General features: G+C 72.4%; 18 protein-coding genes. 12 read left to right on the forward strand and 6 right to left on the reverse strand.

Annotation, left to right across the window (positions count from 1 at the left end; translation table 11 throughout):
* Positions 1 to 218: 218 nt before the first annotated feature.
* Complete coding sequence (glpX, locus tag ADK52_RS15100; protein ID WP_053690311.1) at positions 219 to 1,250, forward strand: class II fructose-bisphosphatase; 1,032 nt, start codon at positions 219 to 221, stop codon at positions 1,248 to 1,250.
* A gap of 131 nt (positions 1,251 to 1,381) precedes the next feature.
* On the opposite strand, the gene ADK52_RS15105 is transcribed toward glpX, so the two are convergent.
* Together ADK52_RS15105 and ADK52_RS15110 are read right to left on the reverse strand one after the other, a co-directional pair.
* On the reverse strand, positions 1,382 to 1,780 hold the full coding sequence (locus ADK52_RS15105; protein WP_078622249.1) for a WhiB family transcriptional regulator: 399 nt from the start codon (positions 1,778 to 1,780) through the stop codon (positions 1,382 to 1,384).
* 169 nt (positions 1,781 to 1,949) lie between these two features.
* On the reverse strand, positions 1,950 to 2,630 hold the full coding sequence (locus tag ADK52_RS15110) for a DUF1707 SHOCT-like domain-containing protein (RefSeq protein WP_053690340.1): 681 nt from the start codon (positions 2,628 to 2,630) through the stop codon (positions 1,950 to 1,952).
* Positions 2,631 to 2,780: 150 nt separating this feature from the next.
* Between ADK52_RS15110 and ADK52_RS15115 the strand changes: the two genes are divergently transcribed.
* Entirely contained in the window at positions 2,781 to 4,448 is a 1,668-nt protein-coding gene (locus ADK52_RS15115; protein ID WP_053690312.1) for a fumarate hydratase, read from the forward strand.
* 130 nt (positions 4,449 to 4,578) lie between these two features.
* On the opposite strand, the gene ADK52_RS15120 is transcribed toward ADK52_RS15115, so the two are convergent.
* Positions 4,579 to 4,947 carry a hypothetical protein gene (locus ADK52_RS15120; protein ID WP_053690313.1) on the reverse strand — a complete coding sequence of 123 codons (369 nt, stop codon included), beginning with the start codon at positions 4,945 to 4,947 and terminating at the stop codon, positions 4,579 to 4,581.
* A 53-nt stretch (positions 4,948 to 5,000) separates the two neighbouring features.
* Between ADK52_RS15120 and ADK52_RS15125 the strand changes: the two genes are divergently transcribed.
* A complete protein-coding gene (locus ADK52_RS15125; RefSeq protein ID WP_053690314.1) occupies positions 5,001 to 5,765 on the forward strand; it encodes a glycerophosphodiester phosphodiesterase in 765 nt (254 codons plus the stop codon).
* Positions 5,766 to 5,848: 83 nt separating this feature from the next.
* Here the strand turns inward: ADK52_RS15125 and ADK52_RS15130 are convergent, their stop codons facing one another.
* A complete protein-coding gene (locus ADK52_RS15130) occupies positions 5,849 to 7,390 on the reverse strand; it encodes a ricin-type beta-trefoil lectin domain protein (protein WP_053690315.1) in 1,542 nt (513 codons plus the stop codon).
* A 105-nt stretch (positions 7,391 to 7,495) separates the two neighbouring features.
* Here ADK52_RS15130 and ADK52_RS15135 point away from each other — a divergent pair, with 105 nt between their 5' ends.
* The 4 genes from ADK52_RS15135 to ADK52_RS15150 all read left to right on the forward strand — a co-directional run bounded on the left by ADK52_RS15135 (position 7,496) and on the right by ADK52_RS15150 (position 13,960).
* A complete protein-coding gene (locus ADK52_RS15135) occupies positions 7,496 to 8,899 on the forward strand; it encodes a class II fumarate hydratase (RefSeq protein WP_053690316.1) in 1,404 nt (467 codons plus the stop codon).
* A gap of 103 nt (positions 8,900 to 9,002) precedes the next feature.
* Positions 9,003 to 9,698 carry a DUF402 domain-containing protein gene (locus ADK52_RS15140; protein ID WP_053690317.1) on the forward strand — a complete coding sequence of 232 codons (696 nt, stop codon included), beginning with the start codon at positions 9,003 to 9,005 and terminating at the stop codon, positions 9,696 to 9,698.
* A gap of 447 nt (positions 9,699 to 10,145) precedes the next feature.
* Positions 10,146 to 12,440 carry a SpoIIE family protein phosphatase gene (locus ADK52_RS15145; RefSeq protein ID WP_420714888.1) on the forward strand — a complete coding sequence of 765 codons (2,295 nt, stop codon included), beginning with the start codon at positions 10,146 to 10,148 and terminating at the stop codon, positions 12,438 to 12,440.
* 59 nt (positions 12,441 to 12,499) lie between these two features.
* Complete coding sequence (locus ADK52_RS15150) at positions 12,500 to 13,960, forward strand: catalase (RefSeq protein WP_053690319.1); 1,461 nt, start codon at positions 12,500 to 12,502, stop codon at positions 13,958 to 13,960.
* Between the two features lie 110 nt (positions 13,961 to 14,070).
* Here ADK52_RS15150 and ADK52_RS15155 read toward each other — a convergent pair whose 3' ends face one another.
* On the reverse strand, positions 14,071 to 16,308 hold the full coding sequence (locus tag ADK52_RS15155) for a transglycosylase domain-containing protein (protein WP_053690320.1): 2,238 nt from the start codon (positions 16,306 to 16,308) through the stop codon (positions 14,071 to 14,073).
* Between the two features lie 233 nt (positions 16,309 to 16,541).
* Here ADK52_RS15155 and ADK52_RS15160 point away from each other — a divergent pair, with 233 nt between their 5' ends.
* The 5 genes from ADK52_RS15160 (at position 16,542) to ADK52_RS15180 (ending at position 21,378) form a co-directional block, all read left to right on the forward strand.
* Complete coding sequence (locus ADK52_RS15160) at positions 16,542 to 17,450, forward strand: SPFH domain-containing protein (RefSeq protein WP_053690321.1); 909 nt, start codon at positions 16,542 to 16,544, stop codon at positions 17,448 to 17,450.
* Positions 17,447 to 17,722 (forward strand): hypothetical protein, encoded by a 276-nt coding sequence (locus tag ADK52_RS15165; RefSeq protein WP_053690322.1) that lies wholly within the window; start codon positions 17,447 to 17,449, stop codon positions 17,720 to 17,722. Before ADK52_RS15160 ends, ADK52_RS15165 begins: the two co-directional genes overlap by 4 nt.
* Positions 17,723 to 17,828: 106 nt before the next feature.
* A complete protein-coding gene (locus ADK52_RS15170; RefSeq protein ID WP_053690323.1) occupies positions 17,829 to 18,353 on the forward strand; it encodes a PadR family transcriptional regulator in 525 nt (174 codons plus the stop codon).
* A 5-nt stretch (positions 18,354 to 18,358) separates the two neighbouring features.
* The gene (locus ADK52_RS15175; protein WP_053690341.1) at positions 18,359 to 19,045 is read left to right on the forward strand and encodes an ABC transporter ATP-binding protein; all 687 of its coding nucleotides are present in this window, start codon (positions 18,359 to 18,361) and stop codon (positions 19,043 to 19,045) included.
* On the forward strand, positions 19,042 to 21,378 hold the full coding sequence (locus ADK52_RS15180; protein ID WP_053690324.1) for an ABC transporter permease: 2,337 nt from the start codon (positions 19,042 to 19,044) through the stop codon (positions 21,376 to 21,378). The genes ADK52_RS15175 and ADK52_RS15180 overlap by 4 nt, the downstream gene beginning before the upstream one ends.
* A 60-nt stretch (positions 21,379 to 21,438) precedes the next feature.
* On the opposite strand, the gene ADK52_RS15185 is transcribed toward ADK52_RS15180, so the two are convergent.
* Positions 21,439 to 22,386, reverse strand: a complete 948-nt coding sequence (locus ADK52_RS15185) for a hydrogen peroxide-inducible genes activator (protein WP_053690325.1) — start codon at positions 22,384 to 22,386, stop codon at positions 21,439 to 21,441.
* Positions 22,387 to 22,440: the final 54 nt, after the last annotated feature.

Genomic DNA, 22,440 nt, shown 5'->3' on the forward strand with positions numbered 1-22,440 from the left:
CACGCCACCATCGTCCCCCATGACCGGGAGTGATCTCCGCCGGGGTCGGCGCGGCGCCCGCACGGGTCCGCGCGATGTTCCGCAAGACGTCCGCTCACGCCAAACGCCTGACCGATACGGCGCTCATACGTGACCCGGGCTGCTCAATTTGTCGACGTACCGATAGAGTTCCAGCACCCTCACTTCCCGGCCGTCGCCGTACAGAAAGGTGCGCTCCGATGACCGAGCACAACCTGCCGCCCCAGCTCGAAGTCTCTCCGGAGGCCCCCGACCGCAACCTCGCCCTGGAACTCGTCCGGGTGACCGAGGCCGCAGCCATGGCCGCGGGCCGGTGGGTCGGGCGCGGCGACAAGCTCGGCGCCGACGGCGCCGCGGTCAACGCGATGCGGACCCTGATCTCCACCGTCTCGATGAACGGCGTCGTCGTCATCGGCGAGGGCGAGAAGGACGAAGCCCCGATGCTGTTCAACGGCGAACGGGTCGGCGACGGCACCGGCCCCGAGGTGGACATCGCGGTCGACCCGATCGACGGCACGACGCTGAACGCCAAGGGCATGCCGAACGCCATCGCCGTGCTGGCCGCCGCCGACCGCGGCACCATGTTCGACCCGTCCGCGGTCTTCTACATGGAGAAGCTGGTCACCGGCCCCGAGGCCGCCGACTTCGTCGACATCAACGCGCCGGTTTCCGTCAACATCCGCCGCGTCGCCAAGGCCAAGAACATGGCCGTCGAGGACGTCACGGTGATCATCCTGGACCGCCCCCGCCACGAGGGCATCGTCAAGGAGATCCGCGAGACGGGCGCCCGGATCAAGTTCATCTCGGACGGCGACGTCGCGGGTTCGGTCATGGCGGTGCGCGAGGGCACCGGCGTGGACCTGCTCCTCGGCATCGGCGGCACCCCCGAGGGCATCATCTCGGCGTGCGCCATAAAGTGCCTCGGCGGCACGATCCAGGGCAAGCTGTGGCCCAAGGACGAGGCCGAGCGCCAGAAGGCGATCGACGCGGGCCACGACCTGGACCGCGTCCTGCACACCAACGACCTGGTGTCCGGCGAGAACGTCTTCTTCGTCGCCACCGGCATCACGGACGGCGAGCTGCTGCGCGGCGTCCACTACCGCTCGGAGACCGCGACCACGTCCTCGCTGGTCATGCGCTCGAAGTCGGGCACGATCCGGCAGATCGACTCGACGCACCGCCTGTCGAAGCTGCGCGCGTACAGCGCGATCGACTTCGACCGCGCCCAGTAGGACCGGGCGGGCCTCCAGGGCAGGCTTTCAGGGCAGGCCTCCAGGGCGGGCCTCCATCCGGTCCCCGGGCAGCGAGAGGGGCGCCACCGCGTGCGGCGGTGGCGCCCCTCTCGCTTGCGTACGTACGGGGCTCAGCCCGCGGCGGCTATCGGTCCGGCTCCCGGCGCCTGGCGCAGTTCCGCCGCCCGGCGCCTGCGACGGGCCAGCACCACGCGGCGCTCGGCGGCGGTGAGCCCGCCCCACACCCCGTACGGCTCGGGCTGGAGCAGTGCGTGCTCGCGGCAGGCGACCATCACCGGGCAGCGCGCGCAGACCCGCTTCGCGGCCTCCTCGCGGGAGAGCCGGGCCGCCGTCGGCTCCTTGGAGGGGGCGAAGAACAGCCCCGCCTCGTCCCGGCGGCACACCGCCTCCGCGTGCCATGGGCCGTCATCTTCCCTCGCCGGCACCCGCGGCTTCGGTACGGCGGCCGGACGCGCCTGAAGGCTCGGTACGGCGGCTACCTGCAGGGACTGATGCGGCGGATGCGGCACGGCCTACTCCTGACGACGTATACGCAAGCGAGAGACGATGCACCTGTCCCTACCCGCTGTGCGCGCCCCTATGCACTGCGTGGGGCAGGGGCGCCGCCCCGCCGAACTTCGACCGAAACCCGACGCCGGCGCACCCCGTCACGTGCCCGCGCGCGCCCGCCCGAACCCGCTACCCCTGGAGGCGCTTGCGCAGTTTGAGGGCCAGGTCGACCAGGCGGGCGCCGAGCTTGGGCCGGGCCTCGATGTTGCCCAGCAGCGCGAAGCCCCGGATGATCACGACCGGGGCGCTCGGGTCGGTGGTGTCGGCGCGGCCCTCGCCGTGCACCTCGAAGTTGCCGAGGACCCCGCTGCCGTAGCCGCGGAGCGTCACGTTCTCCGGGACCGTGATCTCGACGTTGCCCAGCACGCTCGTCACGTCGATCTCGGTGACCTGCTGCTCGAACACGGCCTCGGTGAGGTCGATGGTGACGTCCCCGAGCACGCAGACCACGCGGGTGTGCGCGCCGGGCCGCCAGCGGCCCTTTCGGGTGGAGCTGCTGCACACGGCGACCACGGTCTCCGCGACCGCGGCCCGGCCGGCGGCCGGGGCCGGGCCCGCGGCCGGATGCCGTCCGTACGCGGGAGCTTCGGCCGGGCCGCCGGGCGCCGGGAGGTCCCGTACGAGCACCTCCAGCTCCCCGACCGTCTTCACGGCGTACAGCGAATCCAGCCGATCGGAGTGCTCGTCGGCGGTCAGCCGGCCCTCGGCGAGGGCGTCGGCCAGGATGTGCGCGATCCGGTCGCGGTCGGCGTCGGAGGCCCGCAGGTCGGCGGGCGCGGCGGGCGCGGCAGGGTTCTTTTCCAGGTCCACGTCAATCAGCATAGCGATTCGCGATAGATCGCGATAGTTGACAGTGAGCCTTACCTCACAGACACAGTCCGGGACGGAGGTCCTACGCTGGATAGCCGCGCTGCCAATTGGTCGTCAGCGCCGTCTGCCGAGTGAGGAATGACTGCCGTCATGCCAGAGTTTGCGTACACCGACCTGCTGCCCCTGGGCGAGGACACCACCCCCTACCGGCTGGTGACCTCGGAGGGCGTCTCGACCTTCGAGGCCGACGGCCGTACGTTCCTCAAGGTCGAGCCCGAGGCGCTGCGCAAGCTCGCCGAAGAGGCCATCCACGACATCCAGCACTTCCTGCGCCCCGCGCACCTCGCGCAGCTGCGCCGGATCATCGACGACCCCGAGGCCTCGTCGAACGACAAGTTCGTCGCGCTCGACCTGCTCAAGAACGCGAACATCGCGGCGGCCGGCGTCCTGCCGATGTGCCAGGACACGGGCACGGCGATCGTGATGGGCAAGCGCGGCCAGAACGTCCTGACGGAGGGCGCCGACGAGGCGGCCCTGTCCCGCGGGATCTACGACGCCTACACCCGCCTCAACCTGCGCTACTCGCAGATGGCCCCGCTCACCATGTGGGAGGAGAAGAACACCGGCTCGAACCTGCCCGCGCAGATCGAGCTGTACGCGACCGACGGCGGCGCGTACAAGTTCCTCTTCATGGCCAAGGGCGGCGGCTCGGCCAACAAGTCCTTCCTCTACCAGGAGACGAAGGCGGTCCTCAACGAGGCCTCCATGATGAAGTTCCTGGAGGAGAAGATCCGGTCGCTGGGCACCGCGGCCTGCCCGCCGTACCACCTGGCGATCGTGGTCGGCGGCACCTCGGCGGAGCACGCACTCAAGACGGCGAAGTACGCCTCGGCCCACTACCTCGACGAGCTGCCGCGCGAGGGCTCCCCGCTGGGCCACGGCTTCCGCGACGAGGCGCTCGAACAGCAGGTCTTCGAACTGACCCAGAAGATCGGCATCGGCGCGCAGTTCGGCGGCAAGTACTTCTGCCACGACGTGCGCGTCGTCCGCCTCCCGCGCCACGGCGCTTCGCTGCCGGTGGCCATCGCGGTCTCCTGCTCGGCGGACCGCCAGGCGACCGCGAAGATCACCGCGGAGGGCGTCTTCCTGGAGCAGCTGGAGCGCGACCCGGCCCGCTTCCTGCCGGAGACGACGGACGAGCACCTGAACGACGCGTCGGACGTGGTGTCGATCGACCTGAACCAGCCGATGGACGACATCCTCGCCACGCTCACCCGGCACCCGGTGAAGACCCGCCTCTCCCTGACCGGCCCGCTGGTCGTGGCGCGCGACATCGCGCACGCCAAGATCAAGGAGCTGCTGGACTCGGGCGCGGAGATGCCGCAGTACCTGAAGGACCACCCGGTCTACTACGCCGGCCCGGCGAAGACCCCCGAGGGCTACGCCTCGGGCTCCTTCGGCCCGACCACGGCCGGCCGGATGGACTCGTACGTCGAGCAGTTCCAGGCGGCGGGCGGCTCGAAGGTGATGCTGGCCAAGGGCAACCGCTCGCAGCAGGTGACGGACGCGTGCGGCGCGCACGGCGGCTTCTACCTCGGCTCGATCGGCGGCCCGGCGGCGCGCCTGGCCCAGGACTGCATCAAGAAGGTCGAGGTCCTGGAGTACGAGGAGCTCGGCATGGAGGCGGTCTGGAAGATCGAGGTCGAGGACTTCCCGGCGTTCATCGTCGTGGACGACAAGGGCAACGACTTCTTCCAGAACCCGGCCCCGGAGCCGACGTTCACCCACATCCCGGTCCGCGGTCCCGGCCTCGGCTGATCCCGGCAGCATCACCCGCCGAGAGCCCCCGGCACCCACCGGGGGCTTTCTCGCGGGCGGCCCGGACGCGACCCGGTTCGGGCGGCGGCAGCGGGTGATCAGTCCCCGGGGCCGTCGTGGGGCCGGCGCATCAGTCCCCGGGGCCGTCGTGCGGCCGGCGCAGCAGTTCCGCCTCGACCGGGGTCGCGGCCAGGCCGTGCTCCCGTGCCGCGCGCAGCTGCGGGAGCGTGAGGGCGTACAGCTCGCGGACGGCCTTCAGGGGGATGCCGTCGGGGCCGCCGACGGTGAGGCGGACCGTGCCCCGCGCGGCGAGGATCCGCTCGCGGATCCACGGCGGCGGCGGGCCCCAGCCACCGCCGCTGGACTCGTACGCGCGCCCCTCGGCGGTGCAGTACGAGGTCTCGTCCCACCTCAGCCGGCCGTCGACGATGCGCTGCCAGACCTGGTTCCGGCAGGACTCGCACGGATGGCAGTGCAATGTCACGGAGAATTCGGCCATCCGTGGATGATGCGGTACCGGGGGCTCCACCGCATCCGGTTAACGTCTGTTCCATGACGCAGCCGTTCCCCACCGCCCGCGACGTGCGGGTCATCGCCCACCGCGGGGCTTCCCACGAGCATCCCGAGCACACCCTCGCCGCCTATCGGCAGGCCATCGACGACGGCGCGGACGCGCTGGAGTGCGACGTACGGCTGAGTGCCGACGGGCGGCTCGTGTGCGTGCACGACCGGCGGGTGGAGCGGACCTCCGACGGGCGCGGGGTCGTCTCCGCCATGACGTACGAGGAGCTGGCCGGGCTCGACTTCGGCGGCTGGAAGGGCGAGGCGCACCGCGGGGCCCAGGTGCTGCTCTTCGAGGACCTGCTCAAGGAGGCGCTGACCGCCGACCGGCCCGTGGGGCTGGCCGTCGAGACCAAGCACCCCACCCGCGCCGGCGGGCGCCTGGAGGCCGAGCTCGTACGGGTCCTCAAGGAGCACGGGCTCGCCGACGGATCCGACGGCCGGGTCGAGGTGATGAGCTTCTCCCGCAACGCCCTGGTCCGGCTGAACCGGCTGGCCCCCGGGCTGCCCGCCGTGTACCTGATCGAGCGGCGGCTGCGGCCCGCCCGGCCGCCGTTCGCCGGGCACGCCGGGCCCGGCATCGACCTGCTGCGCAAGGACCCGGGGCTGGTGGCGCGGCTGAAGGCCCGGGGGCTGCGCGTACGCGTCTGGACGGTCGACGAGCCGGAGGACGTGGAGTTCTGCGTCCGTCTGGGCGTGGACACGCTGATCACCAATCGGCCCCGGGAGGTCCGCGAGCACCTGCGCCGGTTGTGAGCCCGGACGGGAACACCCGGCCGGGTGCGCCGGCCGGGTGCAGGTGGTGCTGGTGGTGCGGGGCGGGGTTACGCGCCGTGCCTCTACACGAAGCGCTGGTTCGCCGAGCCGTTGCAGGTCTGCAGGCGCAGCTGGTCGTGGGCGGCGGCCACGGTCAGGCACATGCCCGGGGCGGCCGCGGGGCGGAGGGTGGCGCCGTCGCGGACCCACTGCTGGTTCGCGCCGCCGTGGCAGTTCCAGATGATCAGGCCGGTGCCCGCGCCGTAGTGGGCGCCGGGGGCGTCGAGGCAGCGGTCGTGGGTCAGCTCGATGTGGACCGACTTGCGGGCCGCGTCGTACCACCAGCCCTGGTTGCGTCCGCCGTGGCAGTCCCAGCCGATGACCTTGGTGTCATTGGCGCTGGAGCCGCCGTTGGAGTCGAGGCAGTTGCCGGTCGCCTCGTTCTTCAGCGGCGCGTAGAGGGAGTCCCAGGCACCGGCCTGGAGGACGGGCGTTCCGGTGCTCGCCGGGTCGGCGCAGGAGGCCTCGCGCAGGCCCGAGTCGTAGAGCTGGGTCAGGCAGGACGCGAACGCGCCGTGGCCCCGGTAGTTGGGGTGGAAGGACTGGCGGGCGGTGTTCTCGTCCCACGGGAAGTGGTCCCCGAGGTCCAGGTAGAGGCCGCGGGCCCAGGTGTCCTCCATGCAGACCTCGTGGCCCTGGAAGAGCCGCGAGTTGTCCAGGTACGTGGCCCCCGAGGCCAGCGCCGCCGCGCGCATGCCCTTCTCGAAGGTGGGCACCGCGTAGTTGCGGCCCCAGGCGGCGTCGGAGTCGTAGCCGGCGCAGCCACCGGGGAGCTTGCCGGGGAAGTTCGGGTTGTCGTAGAAGTCGGGGCCGATGGGGCTGGGGTAGCCCATCACGACGAGCTTGTAGTCGGAGTCGGCGTAACCCGCTTCGCGCATGACGGTCTTGAGGTCGGCGACCGTCGCCTCGACCTTGGGCTTCAGGCCGTCCACGCGCGCCTGCCAGCCGGGCCCGTACTTGGGCTCGCAGGTGCCCTGGCTGAGCACCCAGCGGGTCACGCAGTCGGTCATGACCGGGCCGAACTGGAGGTCGTCGTTGGCGCCGGCGACGAGCAGCACCATCTTGATCTTCGTATTGCGCGCCTTGACGGCGAGGCTGTCGCTCTGCACCAGCTCGTCGGCGTACTGCTTGCTGCCGCCGATCCTGATGTTGCCGGTGTAGCCGCCGGAGCAGGCGACGTTGAAGGTCAGGTCGGCCGGGATGCCGGTGCGGTGGATCGCGGAGTCCGGCGAGCGGTGGCACTGGTTGTCCGGGGTGTTGGTCGCCGGGTCGTAGTTGCCGACGCCCTCGCCCGAAATCTCGCTGTCGCCGAGCGAGATCAGGCCGGTCTTGCGCTCGTTGAGCGGGCGGATCGCCGGGTCGCCGTAGATCTTGACGGCCTCCGCCGCGCGGATGGCCTCCAGTTCGGGCGAGAGCGGCGTGGCGGCCGCCGCGGGGGCGGCCGCGGGGGTGGTCGCGGCCTGGGCCATGGGGGTGATGGCGGTGACGCCCCCGAGGGCGGCCGCGATCGCCGCGACGGCGGCGAAGGTAGACCTGAGCCCGGGTCTCGTACGTACACGTGTCATGAACGTCTCCCCTGTCGGTGTTACCCACGGTATTTACTGGCCGGTAGGGGACTTGGGAACACTTCGAACAAGACAATTGCTCAACTTTTTGAGGAGGCAACGAACATGACCGACGATCAGAACTGGGACGCCTACCGGATCGAGCACGACTCGATGGGCGAGGTACGGGTCCCCGCACACGCCAAATGGCGGGCTCAGACCCAGCGCGCGGTGGAGAACTTCCCCCTCTCCGGACAGCGCCTGGAGCGCGCCCACATCGAGGCGCTCGCGCTCGTCAAGGCCGCGGCCGCCGCGGTGAACGCGAAGCTGGGCGTGGTGGACGAGGACGTCGCCGACGCGATCCGCTCCGCCGCCTCCGAGGTGGCCGAGGGCCGCTGGGACGAGCACTTCCCCGTCGACGTGTTCCAGACCGGGTCCGGCACCTCGTCCAACATGAACACCAACGAGGTCATCGCGACCCTGGCCGGCGAGCGGCTCGGCCGCGAGGTCCACCCCAACGACCACGTCAACGCCTCGCAGAGCTCCAACGACGTGTTCCCGTCGTCCATCCACATCGCCGCGACCGCCGCCGTCACCCGGGAGCTGATCCCCGCACTGGAGCACCTCGCCGCCGCCCTGGAGCGCAAGGCCGCCGAGTTCGCGGAGGTGGTCAAGGCGGGCCGGACGCACTTGATGGACGCCACCCCGGTGACCCTGGGCCAGGAGTTCGGCGGGTACGCCGCCCAGGTGCGCTACGGCGTCGAGCGGCTGCGCGCCGCCCTGCCCCGGCTCGCCGAACTGCCGCTGGGCGGAACCGCGGTGGGCACCGGGATCAACACCCCGCCCGGGTTCTCCGCGGCCGTGATCGCCGAGGTGGCCGCCGCGACCGGGCTGCCGCTGACCGAGGCCCGCAACCACTTCGAGGCCCAGGGGGCGCGGGACGCGCTGGTGGAGACCTCGGGGATGCTCCGTACGGTCGCCGTCTCCCTGACCAAGATCTCCAACGATCTGCGCTGGATGGCTTCGGGACCGCGCACAGGATTGGCCGAAATCAATCTGCCCGACCTCCAGCCGGGCTCCTCGATCATGCCCGGGAAGGTCAATCCGGTGGTCCCGGAGGCCGTACTGATGGTCGCCGCACAGGTGACCGGGAACGACACGACCGTCGCCGTCGCCGGCGCGGCCGGCAATTTCGAGCTCAATGTGATGCTCCCCGTCATGGCCAAGAACCTGCTGGAATCGATCCGGCTGCTCGGCAACGCGAGCCGCCTGCTGGCCGACCGCACGGTCGACGGGATCACCGCGAACGTGGCGCGGGCCAGGGAGTTCGCCGAGTCCTCCCCCTCCGTGGTGACCCCCCTGAACCGGTACATCGGCTACGAGGAGGCGGCCAAGGTCGCCAAGAAGGCGCTCGCCGAACGGAAGACGATCAGGGAGGTCGTGCTGGAGGCCGGGTACGTCGACCGCGGCGACCTGACGCTGGAACAGCTGGACGAGGCCCTCGACGTCCTGCGGATGACCCGGCCCTGAAAACGTCACAGCAGGAGGGCCGGATTCGGTCGTTTCCCGTCCCCGCGCGCCTCCGTGACCTGCACCGCAGCGGGCGCGGGGGCCCCAGCCCTAAGATCTGCGCATGACAGGTACCGGAGGCCGCGGGGGCGGCGGCGCGCAGGGCACCCGCTGGCGGCCGGGTGAGCAGGTCCTCTGGCGCTACCGCGATCACGCCCCGGGCCTGAAGGGCGCGGTCCACATCTGCCGCCCGGTGACGGTGGTGCAGGACACCGCCGACCTGCTGGCGGTGTGGATGGCCCCCGGCACCGAGTGCGTCAAGCCGGTGCTGGCCGACGGCACCTCCGTCCACGAGGAGCCGCTCGCCACCCGGTACACCGCGCCGCGCACCACCGTACGGTCGCGCTGGTTCGGCGCCGGCGTGCTGAAGCTGGCGCGGCCCGGGGACCCGTGGTCGGTGTGGCTGTTCTGGGACCACGGCTGGCGGTTCAAGAGCTGGTACGTGAACCTGGAGGAGCCGCGGACCCGGTGGTCCGGCGGGGTCGATTCCGTGGACCACTTCCTGGACATCTCCGTCTACCCCGACCGCACCTGGAAGTGGCGCGACGAGGACGAGTTCGCGCAGGCCCAGCGGGCCGGTCTGATGGACGCGGAACAGGCCCGCCAGGTGCAGGCCGCGGGGCGGGCGGCGGTGGACGTGATCAAGGCGTGGGGGGCGCCGTTCTCCGACGGCTGGCAGGACTGGCGGCCGGATCCCGCCTGGGGAGTTCCGGCCCTTCCCGAGGACTGGGACCGCACTCCGGCGCATATGACCTCATGAGACCCTTGATGCGCCCCCGGGGTTCAACCGTAAGATCTCCCTCCGCAGGTCGCGCGCGGGAGGCGCGCTGGGCCCCGAATCCGTAAATGTCGTGCCGTACGCGGGACTTGACCGGAGGTCAAAGCAGAGCGAGAGGTAACGAGCGGGACGCGGAACCGCGGGGCGGTGGTGTCCCCGCCGCTGAGCGGGTATACCGCGACTGACCGAGTTGAGTGCAGCGCACATCGAGCGCAAACGGACGGAATTCCACGCGTGACGGAGTACCCCACCTCGCAGGAGGGCCCGCAGCCCGCCGCGGCCGCCGCGACACCGGCCCCGGGCGGCCCCGGCATGCCCGCCGCCCCCGGCGGTTGCGCGGACGAGCTGGGCCACGGCAAGGCCCCCGTCCCCGCCGCCGAGGCCGTACGCGGCTCGGCCGCGGGCGGCGACGACCCCGTCCGCTCGGACGTGCCGCGCCCGCGCGGCGAGGGCGTACCCGCCCCGCAGGACGGCACGCCCCGCCCGGCGCGCGGCCGCGCGCGGGGCACGGCGGCATCGGGCGCGGCGGGCCGCCGCGGCCGCGACGCCGAAGCGGCCCGCAATGCCGTACGCGACTCCGCCGCGGCGGCGGGCGGGTCCCGGCGGCGCGACGGCGAGGCCGCACGGAACGCCGCGCACGGCGAGGACGGGCACGGCGAGGACGCGGCCGGCCTGTCCGCCGGCCGGGCCCACGAGGCCCGCGGCGGGGCCCAGGACCGCCCGGCGGCGGTACCGGACGCTTCCCGCCCCCGCGAAGACGCGGACGCGGTAGCGGCCGGGCAGGGCGCCGGAGGCGGCGAGGGCCCGGACGCGGACGACGGAACCGCGTACGTCGGCCGTGCCGCGGTCGGCGGCGAAGGCGGTGCATCGGACGCGCAGCTGTACGGCCAGGGCGCCGGTACGGCGGACGGCGTGCTCGGCGGAGGTCTGCAGGGGGCCGACGGCGGGGTGGCCCGGCGCGAAGGTGACCGGCTGCGGTTCGTCGGCGCCGCGACCCGGCGGATCGCCCGCGGCATCGACCTCGACGAGATCGTCCTCGGCCTGTGCCGGGCCACCGTGCCCACCTTCTCGGACGCCATCCTGGTCTACCTGCGCGATCCCCTCCCCGTGGGCGACGAACGCCCCGTCGGCCCGGTCGTTTTAAGGCTGCGCCGCACCGACCGGCTCCGGCCGATCGACGATCTGACCGGACCCGATTCCGCGGGGGCCGCGGGGGCTCCCGGGGCCACGGGGACCGGCGGCGAGCTCGACTTCAGCCAGCTGCCTCTGGTCGGCCCGCAGGGTGACCTGCCCGCGGCCGAGCTCTGCGAGATCCGCCCCGGCGGTGCCCTCGCCGAGGTACTGCGCGGCGTGCGCCCCGTGTTCGGGTCCGCCGCGGGGGCCAAGGACGCGCTGCCGGAGCTGCTCGGCGCGGAGCACCCCGTACCGCGCGGCCAGCGGGCCATCCTCGCGCCGCTGCGCGGCCGCCGCCGCGTCATCGGCTCGGCCGTGTTCCTGCGCAGCCCCGAGCGGCCCGCGTTCGAGCAGAACGACCTCCTGGTCGCCGCCCAGCTGGCCACGCACACCGCGCTCGGCATCGACAAGGCGGTCCTCTACGGCCGCGAGGCGTACATCGCCGACGAGCTCCAGCGCACCATGCTGCCCGACAGCCTCCCCCAGCCCACCGGGGTCCGGCTCGCCTCCCGCTACCTGCCAGCCGCCGAGACGGCCCGGGTCGGCGGCGACTGGTACGACGCGATACCGCTGCCCGGCAGCCGCGTCGCGCTCGTCGTCGGCGACGTCATGGGCCACTCCATGACCTCCGCCGCGATCATGGGCCAGCTCCGTACCACCGCCCAGACCCTGGCGCAGCTGGACCTGCCGCCCGCCGAGGTCCTGCACCACCTGGACGAGCAGGCGCAGCGCCTGGGCTCCGACCGGATGGCCACCTGCCTGTACGCGGTCTACGACCCGGTCTCGCACCGGATCACCATCGCCAACGCCGGCCACCCGCCGCCCGTGCTCCTGCACCTCGGCGGCCGCGCCGAGGTGCTCCGCGTACCCCCCGGCGCCCCCATCGGCGTCGGCGGCGTGGACTTCGAGGCCGTGGAGCTGGACGCGCCCGCCGGGGCCACCCTGCTGCTGTACACCGACGGGCTGGTCGAATCCCGGCTGCGCGACGTGTGGACCGGCATCGAGCAGCTGCGCGAGCGCCTGGCCACCACCGCGCAGCTGACGGGCCTGGACCACCCGCCGCCGCTGGAGGCGCTCTGCGACGACGTCCTGGACATGCTCGGCCCGGGCGACCGGGACGACGACATCGCGCTGCTCGCCGCCCGCTTCGACGGGATCGCGCCCAGCGACGTCGCGTACTGGTTCCTGGACCCGGAGGAGACCGCCCCGGGCCGCGCCCGCCGGTTCGCCCGCCGCGCGCTGACCCGGTGGGGCCTGGAGGAGCTCCAGGACTCCCTGGAGCTGCTGGTCAGCGAGGTGGTCACGAACGCCGTGCGGTACGCCGAGCGGCCCGTGACCCTGCGCCTGCTGCGGACGGACGTCCTGCGCTGCGAGGTCGGCGACGACTCCCCGCAGCTGCCGCGCCAGCGCCGGGCCCGGGACACCGACGAGGGCGGCCGCGGGCTGTTCCTCGTCAACCGCATGGCCCGACGCTGGGGCGCGACCCGGCTGAGCAGCGGAAAGGTGGTCTGGTTCGAGCTCCCGTTGCCGGGGGCGCATGACCGGCGTTGACTGGGTAGGCGCGCGGGGAGAACCAGGGGGGATCCGGTCGAGCCCGCGGGAGGACCCTCGTGACCCAGGACGCACAGAAGATCCCGTACACGACGGACAACGCCGGGATCCCGGTGGAGAGCGACGAGCACTCGCTCACCCTGGGTCCCGACGGCCCGGTCCTGCTCCAGGACCACTACCTGATCGAGAAGATGGCCCAGTTCAACCGGGAACGGGTCCCCGAACGGGTGGTGCACGCCAAGGGCTCGGGCGCGTACGGCGTCTTCCAAGTGACCAATGACGTGAGCCAGTTCACCAAGGCGGACCTGTTCCAGCCGGGCCGCCGGACCGAGATGCTGGCCCGTTTCTCCACGGTCGCGGGCGAGCAGGGCTCCCCGGACACCTGGCGGGACCCGCGCGGGTTCGCCCTGAAGTTCTATACGGAACACGGCAATTACGACCTGGTCGGCAACAACACGCCGGTCTTCTTCGTGCGCGACCCGAGCAAGTTCCAGGACTTCATCCGCTCGCAGAAGCGCCGCCCCGACAACGGTCTGCGCGACCACGACATGCAGTGGGACTTCTGGACCCTGTCCCCCGAGTCCGCGCACATGGTGACCTGGCTGATGGGCGACCGGGGCATCCCGCGCTCGTACCGGCACATGAACGGCTACGGCTCGCACACCTACCTGTGGGTCAACGGCGGCGGCGAGAAGTTCTGGGTCAAGTACCACATGAAGACCGACCAGGGCATCGAGTACCTCACCCAGGCCGACGCCGACCGGATCGCGGGCGAGGACCCGGACTACCACCGCCGCGACCTGTACGGGTCGATCGCGGGCGGCGAGCCGCCGAGCTGGACGATGAACGTCCAGGTCATGCCGTTCGAGGACGCCCCGGACTACCGGTTCAACCCGTTCGACCTCACGAAGGTCTGGTCGCACGGCGACCACCCGCTGATCGAGGTCGGCCGGATGACCCTGGACCGGAACCCGGACGACTACTTCATCCACATCGAGCAGGCCGCCTTCGAGCCCTCCGGCCTGGTGCCGGGCATCGGCCCGTCACCGGACAAGATGCTGCTGGGGCGGCTGTTCTCGTACCCGGACACGCACCGCTACCGGATCGGGGCGAACTACGCCCAGCTCCCGCCGAACCGGTCCCGCTCGCAGGTCTCCTCGTACGCGAAGGACGGCGCGATGCGCTTCGAGGCCTCGGCCGCGGCGCGCCCGTACGCGCCGAACTCGTACGGGGGCCCGGCGGCCGGCGTCGACCGCTTCGGCGAGCCGGCCGGCTGGGCGGCGGCGGGCGAGATGGTGCGGGAGGCCTACTCCCTGCACCGCGAGGACGACGACTGGGGGCAGGCGGGCACGATGGTCCGGCAGGTGCTGGACGACGCGGCCCGCGACCGCCTCGTCTCGAACGTCAGCGGGCACCTGAAGGACGGGGTGAGCGCCCCGGTCCTGGAGCGTGCCGTGCAGTACTGGCGCAACGTCGACAAGGCGCTCGGCGACCGGATCGCGGCGGCGGTCCGCGACTGACCGCGGCAGGCCAGGGCCGGCACGACGGGCCGACTCCCCGGAAACACCGCCGCCCCGCAGCGTGGATGCTGCGGGGCGGCGGTGCGTCAGGGGCGGGCCCTAAGGGCGCGCTACGGGATCGTGATCGGCGGGCTCTTCGTCGGGTCCGGGCTCTTGGTCGGGTCCGGGCTCTTCGTCGGGTCGGGGGTCTTCGACGGGGTCTTGCTCGGGTTCGGCGAGCTCTTGCCGGGGTCCGGGGTGGTCGCCGACTGAGAGGTGCTCGTCGACGGCGTGACGGAGGACGAGGAGCTCGACGACGGGGAGCTGCTGCGGCTCGGCGCCTGCGAGGCACCCATCTTCGCCTCGGAGAGGTCGAACTCGCCGGTGTCCACGCCCTTGAGCGCGGCCAGCGTGTACGCCTTCCAGATCTCGGCCGGGAAGCTGGAACCACCCGCTCGGCCACCGCCCGCGGTACCGGTCAGGGTGACCTGCTTGGCCGTTCCGGGCTCCTCGCCGAACATCGCGACGACGGTGACGAGCTCCGGCGTGTACGCGGTGAACCAGGCGGCCACGTTGGACTCGGTGGTACCGGTCTTGCCGGCGGCCTCGTAGGCGGAGCTCTTGACGGCCTTGCCGGAACCGTCGTTGACGACGCCGGTGAGCACCTTGGTCACCGTGTCGGCGGTCTGGCGGCTGATGGCCTGGCCGCCCACCGGCTCGATCGGCTTGGGCACGCGGGTGGCGTGCTTGGCGCTCTTGATGATCGTCGGGGTGATCTTCTTGCCGTGGTTGTCGAAGGTGGCGTAGACGCCGGCCATCTCCAGGGTGTTGGCGCTCATGGTGCCGAGCGACATGGCCGGCTTGTCGGCCGGCCAGCCCTGGCGGTCCTTCATGCCGAGCTCCAGGGCCGTCTGCTTCACCTTCGGCGGGCCCACGTCGACGATCATCTGGGCGTACACCGAGTTCACGGAGGAGTTGGTGGCCGCCTGGACGGTGAGGAAGGGGTCGCCGTAGTTCGCGTTGTCCTGGTTCTGCGGCGCGAACGGGGTGTCGCTGCCGACGACCGGGCGCTTGCTGGTGCCGTCGTAGAGCGCGTTCGGGGTGATCGGCTTGCCGTCGTGCGTCGTGGACTTGTTCTCCAGGGCGGAGGCGAGCACGATCGGCTTGAAGGTCGAGCCCGGCTGGAAGTCCTGGCGCAGCGCGTTGCTCGCCCAGTGGTCGGAGAGCCCGGTGCCGCCGTACATCGCGACGACCGCGCCGGTCTTCGGGTCCACGGAGGTGGCGCCGGCCTGGACGCTCGCGTCGACGGGCCGGTCCTTGCGGTCCAGCTTGGCCTCCAGCTCGTCCTGGACGGCCTTCTCCAGCGCGGCCTGCTTCTTCGGGTCGATGTTGAGGGTGATCTCCCAGCCGCCGGCCTGGAGCTCCTGGGCGTTCATCTGGGTCTGCCGCCGCAGCTCCGCGTCCGCGGCCTGCTTCAGGTAGCCCTTCTGTCCCTCCATGCCGGGGGCCGCCTTGGGCTTGATCGGCATCTGGAGCTGGAGCTGCTTGCGCTTCTCCGGGTCGAGCGCCTTCATCTCGACCATGTTGTCGAGCACGCCGTTGAAGCGGATCTTGACCAGCCGCGTGCCGTTCGGGCCGGCGGTCGCCAGGTCGTAGTCGCTGGGCGCCTGGAGGACGGCCGCGAGGTACGCGCCCTGCTCCAGGGTCAGCTTGTCGACGTCGACGCCGTAGTAGGCCTGGGCGGCGGCCTGGATGCCGTACGCGCCGCGCCCGAAGTAGCTGGTGTTCAGGTACCCGGCGAGGATGTCGTCCTTCTTCATGCGCTGGTCGACCTTGAGCGAGATCACCAGCTCCTTGAGCTTGCGGGTCGCCGTCTGGTCCTGGTTCAGGTAGAAGTTCTTGACGTACTGCTGGGTGATCGTCGAACCGCCGGCCTTGCCCTTGCCGGTGACCGTGTTGAACAGGCCCCGGGCGATGCCGAGGAAGTCGACGCCCTGGTCCTCGTAGAAGGACTTGTTCTCGATCGCGATGAAGCCGGTCTTGACGTCCTTGGGGACGCGGCTGATCGGCACGATCTCGCGGTTCATCTTGCCGTCGCGCGCCATGATCGAGCCGTCGGCGTACTTGTAGACGTTGCTCTGCGTCAGGGCGTCGGCGTTCGGGTCGGGCTCGTCCACGTAGAAGTAGAGGGCGACGAGTGCGCCCATGCCGAGCAGGATGATCCCGAAGAAGGCCCCGAGGATCTTCTTCCATGTGAAGAAGCGACGTATGCCGGTCCGCTCGCCGGCACGCCCCTTCCCGGTGGCGCGCCCGCGCGGCGCCCGTCGCGCACTGCGCTGCTGCGCCTTACGCGCTTCTGCTCGGCCCATCGCTCCCGCTCCGCTCGATTACCCCCCCGACGTCAGCTCAGAAAGCTAACACCGCAGGTTGTGACAAAGGTTGGCCAACCGTGGCCAATACCGGTCAATTCGGACGTGAGAATCAGCACCCACATCAAGGGAACCGACGCGCGGCAAGCCCGCAGGGTTGCGGCGGCCCAAAAAAGTGATATCACTTTGCTAAGCGGCTCGACCGGCCGCGACCGAGCGAATGGGGGCAGACCATGACGAATACGGCGGCTATCGCTGGCGACGTACGGGAGTTCACGGCACGCAGCGTCGGCGGCGGACTCGCTTTGCTGCTGGGGCTGTTGGGGGCGGCGGCCGGTGCCGCCCTGATCGCCCTCGGCGCGGCCGCCGAGGGTTCGGCGGCACACGTGTCCCTGATCGTGCTCGGCATCCTCCTGATCGCCGCCTCGGCCTTCGCGATGGGCGGGCTGAACATGGTGGCTCCGGGCGAGGCCCGCGTGGTCCAGCTCTTCGGCCGCTACCGCGGGACGATCCGCACGGACGGCCTGCGCTGGGTGAACCCGCTCACCTCGCGGGAGAAGATCTCCACCCGGGTCCGCAACCACGAGACGGCCGTCCTGAAGGTCAACGACGCGTACGGCAACCCGATAGAGCTGGCGGCCGTCGTGGTGTGGCGGGTGGAGGACACCGCGCGGGCGACGTTCGAGGTGGAGGACTTCACGCAGTTCGTCGAGACCCAGACCGAGGCGGCGGTCCGGCACATCGCGATCGAGTACCCGTACGACGCGCACGACGAGGGCGGGCTGTCGCTGCGCGGCAACGCCGAGGAGATCACCGAGAAGCTGGCGCTCGAACTGCACGCCCGGGTGGAGGCGGCCGGCGTACGGATCATCGAGTCCCGGTTCACGCACCTCGCGTACGCTCCGGAGATCGCCTCCGCGATGCTCCAGCGCCAGCAGGCGGGCGCGGTCGTGGCGGCCCGCAAGCAGATCGTGGAAGGGGCGGTGGGCATGGTCGAACTGGCTCTGACCCGACTGGCGGAGCAGGACATCGTGGACCTGGACCCGGAGCGCAAGGCCGCCATGGTCTCGAACCTGATGGTGGTCCTGTGCGGCGACCGGGCCGCCCAGCCGGTCGTCAACACGGGCACGCTCTACCAGTGAGCCCCGCCGGCGAGCCGCAGGACCCGCAAGCGGGCGAGGGCCGGGAGCGGCCGCCCGCGCGGGCGGGGCGGCAGGCGCGCAAGCAGGTACTGCTGCGGCTCGACCCGCAGGTGTACGACGCCCTCGCCCGCTGGGCGGGCGAGGAGCTGCGCAGCGCCAACGCGCAGATCGAGTTCCTGTTGCGGCGGGCCCTGTCCGAAGCCGGCCGCCTCCCGGGCGGCGCGGCCCCGATCCCGCCGCGCGGCCGCCCCCGCGTCCCGCCCGACGCCTGAGCGGAACGGGACCGAACTCCCGACGAGTGACCGATGGGCAGGCCGAAAGTTCTCTCTACACCGCATGTATACATCGAGTGTATACACCGGATGTATAGTCCTCGGCATGTCCATCGGTCACACGCTCCTCGGCCTCCTGGAGGCCGGTCCACGCCATGGTTACGACCTCAAGCGCGCCTTCGACGAGAAGTTCGGCCACGACCGGCCGCTCGCCTACGGGCAGGTCTACTCGACCATGTCCCGCCTCCTGAAGAACGGCCTCGTCGAGGTCGAGGGGATGGAGAGCGGCGGCGGTCCCGACCGCAAGCGGTACGCCATCACCGACGCCGGCATCACCGACGTCGACGGCTGGCTCGCCCAGCCCGAGAAGCCCGAGCCGTACCTCCAGTCGACCCTGTACACCAAGGTCGTCCTCGCCCTCCTCACCGGCCGCAGCGCCGCCGGCCTCCTGGACACCCAGCGGGCCGAGCACCTGCGGCTCATGCGCATCCTGACCCAGCGCAAGCGCACGGGCGACCTCGCCGACCAACTCGTCTGCGACCACGCGCTGTTCCACCTCGAAGCGGATCTGCGATGGCTGGAACTCGCCGCAGCCCGCCTCGACCAGCTCGCCCGGGAGGTGCGCCGGTGAGCGCGATGCCTCCGGCCGGCACCCTGCTCTGCGCCACCGGCCTGCGCAAGACGTACGGGTCCACCGCCGCGCTCGACGGCGCGGACTTCTCCATCCACCCCGGCGAGGTCGTCGCCGTCATGGGCCCCTCCGGATCCGGCAAGTCGACGCTCCTGCACTGCCTCGCCGGGATCGTCCCGCCCGACTCCGGCACCGTCACCTACGCCGGCCGCGAGCTGTCCGCCATGAACGACGCCGAGCGCAGCGCCCTGCGCCGCGGCGAGTTCGGCTTCGTGTTCCAGTTCGGCCAGCTCGTGCCCGAGCTGTCCTGCGTCGAGAACGTCGCCCTCCCGCTGCGCCTGACCGGCGTGAAGCGCAAGCAGGCCGAGCGCACCGCCCTGGACTGGATGGCCCGCCTGGAGGTCGCCGAACTCGGGGACAAGCGCCCCGGCGAGGTCTCCGGCGGCCAGGGCCAGCGCGTCGCCGTCGCCCGCGCCCTCGTCACCGGACCCCGGGTCCTCTTCGCCGACGAGCCCACCGGCGCCCTCGACTCCCTCAACGGCGAGCTCGTCATGCAACTGCTGACCGAGGCCGCCCGGTCCGCGAACGCCGCCGTCGTCCTCGTCACGCACGAGGCCCGCGTGGCCGCGTACTCCGACCGCGAGATCGTCGTACGCGACGGCAGGTCCCGCGACATGGAGCGCGCCATATGAACCAGGGCGGACTCCGGGTCTGGGCCCGTGACCTGGCCCTCGGTGCCCGGTTCGCCCTCGGCGGCGGCCGCGAGGGCTGGACCCGCACCCTCCTGACCGGCGTGGGCGTCGGCCTCGGCGTCGCCCTGCTGCTGGTCACCACGGCGGTACCGGCCGCGATGACCGCCCGCGAGCAGCGCGGCGCCGCCCGCGCCACGATCACCTCGACGCCCGCCGAGCAGCCCGGACACGACACCCTGCTGGTCGCCGCGGGGAACATGACGTACCACGGGGACGACATCGACGGGCGCCTCGTCCAGCCCGAAGGGCCGGACGCCCCGCTGCCGCCCGGGCTCAAGGCGTTCCCCGGCCCGGGCGAACTGGCCGTCTCCCCGGCCCTCGACCGGCTGATGAAGACCGGCGGGGGCGAACTGCTCCGCGAGCGCCTCGACGGCAAGATCGTGTCGGTCATCGGCGACGCGGGGCTGGTCGGCCCGACCGACCTGTACTACTACGCGGGAACGGACCGGCTCGCCGCGCAGGCCGACGGCCCGTACGTCCAGCGGCTCACCAGCTTCGACAAGACCGTCGACACCCCGCCGCTCGACCCCGTCCTCGCCCTCCTCCTGCTGATGGTCTTCGTCGCCCTGCTGACGCCCGTCGCCGTGTTCATCGCGGCCGCCGTCCGCTTCGGCGGGGACCGCCGCGACCGGAGGCTGGCGGCCCTGCGCCTGGTCGGCGCCGACGCCCGGATGGTCCGCCGGATCGCCGCGGGCGAGGCGCTCGCCGGTGCGCTGGCCGGCCTGGTCCTGGGCACCGGCTTCTTCCTGATCGCCCGGCAGCTCGCCCCGGGCCTGGACGTCCAGGGGCGCAGCGTCTTCTCCGCGGACCTCGACCCGCGCCCGGCGCTGGCCGCGCTCGTCGCGGTCTGCGTCCCGGCCGCCGCCGTCGCCGTGACCGTGTTCGCCCTGCGCGGTGTGGTCATCGAGCCGCTCGGCGTGGTCCGCACCGCCACCCCGCGCCCGCGCCGGATCTGGTGGCGGCTGCTGATGCCGCTGGCCGGACTGGGCCTGCTGGCCCCGATGGCGGGCCGCGGCGGCACCCACGGGCGGTTCAACCAGTGGCAGGTCTCCGGCGGTGCGGTGCTGCTCCTGGTCGGGGTCACCGCCCTGCTGCCCTGGCTGCTGGAGCGGATCGTGGCCCGGCTCGGCGGCTCCGGCACCGTGTCCTGGCAGCTGGCCGTGCGCCGGCTCCAGCTCACCAGCGGATCCGCGGCCCGGCTGGTCAACGGCATCGCGGTCGCGGTGGCCGGGGCCATCGCCCTGCAGATGCTGTTCGCCGGCGTCGAGGGCTCCTACACGCGCGACACCGGACAGGACCCCTCCCGGGCCTCCCTGTCCATCCTGACCCGGGCCGGTACCGAGGACCGCCTCGATGTCATCGGCAGGGCGGTGGCCGGCACCCCCGGCATCGCCAAGACCGTGCCCCTGACGTCCACTTCGGCCTCCCGCAGCCCCGGGGCGCGCGTCGGGTCGATCGGCCTGACCATCGGGACGTGCGAGGCCCTGCGCGAGGTCGCGCAGCTGCCCTCCTGCACGGACGGCGACGCCTTCGTCCTGACCGGCGGCGCCGACCGGGCGCGTGCCGGGGCGGTCGCGCCGGGCGACGAGCTGTTCACCGGGAACCGGTACGCCTCCGGGGGCCCCGGGCCGGCCGCCTGGTCCGTACCCGCCGGCGCGCGGACGGCGCCGGCCCGCAAGGACCCGAGCGGCGTCCTGCGCACCGGCCTGCTGGTCACCCCGGCGGCCGCCCCGAAGAACGTGGGCGGCGCGATGGCCCAGGTGTTCGTCCAGCTGGACCCGAACGTGCCGGACGCGCTGGAGCGGGCCCGGACCGCCTCCTACAAGGCCGACCCGCTGGCCACCGCCATGACCCTCCGGTCGACCCGGACGGCGGGCCGGTTCGACTCGATCCGCACCGGCCTGTTCGTCGGCGCGACCCTGGTCCTGGTGCTGATCGGCGCGAGCCTGCTCGTCTCGCAGCTGGAGCAGCTGCGCGAGCGCAAGAAGCTGCTGTCGTCGCTGGTCGCCTTCGGCACGAAGCGCTCCACGCTGGGCCTGTCGGTGTTGTGGCAGACGGCCCTGCCGATCGGGCTCGGCCTGGTCCTGGCCGCCTCCATCGGCCTCGCGCTCGGTGCGGTGCTGATGCGGATGACCGACGTCCCGGTCCGGATCGACTGGGCCTCGGTGCTCGCCATGGCGGGCACGGGCGCCGCGGTGGCCCTGGCGGTGACCCTGCTCAGCATGCCGGCACTGCTGCGGCTGATGCGCCCGGACGGCCTGCGCACGGAGTGACGCCGGGCGCGCGAGCCCGTACGCACGCCCCCTCCCGTACGCCCGCCCCGCGGGGCCGCCCTACTCGGCCGGCCACACCGGGAGCGGGCGTACGGCTTCGCGCAGGGCGCCCGCGATGGCCCGGAACTCCTCCTGGCGGGCCGTCCCCGTCCGCATGGCCAGCGCGATCCGCCGCGAGGGCGCGGGCTCGGCGAAGTACCCGGTGGCCAGGTACTCGTTGCGGGCGGTCTCCAGCCGCAGCGCGGTACGCGGCAACAGGGTCACGCCCAGTCCCCCGGCGACCAGCTGTACGAGGGTGGACAGCCCGGCGGCGGTCGTGGTGACGGCCGCCCCGTCGGGCCGGCCCGCCTCGCGGCAGATGTCCAGGGCCTGGTCGCGCAGGCAGTGCCCCTCGTCGAGCAACAGCAGCCGCAGGCCCCGCAGTTCCTCGCGCGGAATGTCCCGGCGCCCGGCGAGCGGGTGCTCCCGGGGCGCGAGGAGGACGAAGTCCTCGTCGAAGACGGGCAGTTCGGTGACCCCGGGGACGCCGAGCGGCACCGCGAGCAGCAGCAGGTCGAGCCGCCCGCCGGCCAGCCCGTCCAGCAGCGAGGAGGTCTGCTCCTCGTGTACCTGGAGGTCCATCCGGGGATAGCGGCGGTGGAACAGCCCGAGCACGGTCGGCAGCAGGTAGGGGGCCACCGTGGGGATCACCCCGAGCCGCAGGATCCCGGTGAAGGGGGCGCGTACGGCCTCGGCCTCCTCCAGCAGCCCGCCCATGGCGTCGAGGACCGCCTTGGCCCGGGCCGCGATCCGCTCGCCCGCCGGGGAGAGCAGCACCTTGCGGGTGGTGCGCTCCAGCAGCTGGACGCCGAGGGCCTCCTCCAGCGCGGAGACGGCGCCCGAGAGCGCGGGCTGGCTCATGCCGATCGCGGCGGCGGCGTCCCGGAAGTGCAGGTGTTCGGCGACGGCCGCGAACGCGCGCAGCTGTGCGAGCGTCGCCTGCTTCGCTCCCCTGTTGCCGAGGGCCACTGATAGGTACCTCCGATCACCCGCCACCAGAGTAGCTCCGGGGGCCGCCCCGAA

This window comes from Streptomyces sp. WM6372, from assembly GCF_001279655.1.
In the GTDB taxonomy this organism is placed as follows: Bacteria; Actinomycetota; Actinomycetes; order Streptomycetales; family Streptomycetaceae; genus Streptomyces.

Bases quoted from the DNA above. Each gene is read 5' to 3' on its own strand.
- glpX (WP_053690311.1), top strand. From the start codon at position 219: ATGACCGAGCACAACCTGCCGCCCCAGCTCGAAGTCTCTCCGGAGGCC.
- ADK52_RS15115 (WP_053690312.1), top strand. From the start codon at position 2,781: ATGCCAGAGTTTGCGTACACCGACCTGCTGCCCCTGGGCGAGGACACC.
- ADK52_RS15120 (WP_053690313.1), bottom strand. From the start codon at position 4,947: ATGGCCGAATTCTCCGTGACATTGCACTGCCATCCGTGCGAGTCCTGC.
- ADK52_RS15125 (WP_053690314.1), top strand. From the start codon at position 5,001: ATGACGCAGCCGTTCCCCACCGCCCGCGACGTGCGGGTCATCGCCCAC.
- ADK52_RS15130 (WP_053690315.1), bottom strand. From the start codon at position 7,390: ATGACACGTGTACGTACGAGACCCGGGCTCAGGTCTACCTTCGCCGCC.
- ADK52_RS15135 (WP_053690316.1), top strand. From the start codon at position 7,496: ATGACCGACGATCAGAACTGGGACGCCTACCGGATCGAGCACGACTCG.
- ADK52_RS15140 (WP_053690317.1), top strand. From the start codon at position 9,003: ATGACAGGTACCGGAGGCCGCGGGGGCGGCGGCGCGCAGGGCACCCGC.
- ADK52_RS15155 (WP_053690320.1), bottom strand. From the start codon at position 16,308: ATGGGCCGAGCAGAAGCGCGTAAGGCGCAGCAGCGCAGTGCGCGACGG.
- ADK52_RS15160 (WP_053690321.1), top strand. From the start codon at position 16,542: ATGACGAATACGGCGGCTATCGCTGGCGACGTACGGGAGTTCACGGCA.
- ADK52_RS15170 (WP_053690323.1), top strand. From the start codon at position 17,829: ATGTCCATCGGTCACACGCTCCTCGGCCTCCTGGAGGCCGGTCCACGC.
- ADK52_RS15175 (WP_053690341.1), top strand. From the start codon at position 18,359: ATGCCTCCGGCCGGCACCCTGCTCTGCGCCACCGGCCTGCGCAAGACG.
- ADK52_RS15180 (WP_053690324.1), top strand. From the start codon at position 19,042: ATGAACCAGGGCGGACTCCGGGTCTGGGCCCGTGACCTGGCCCTCGGT.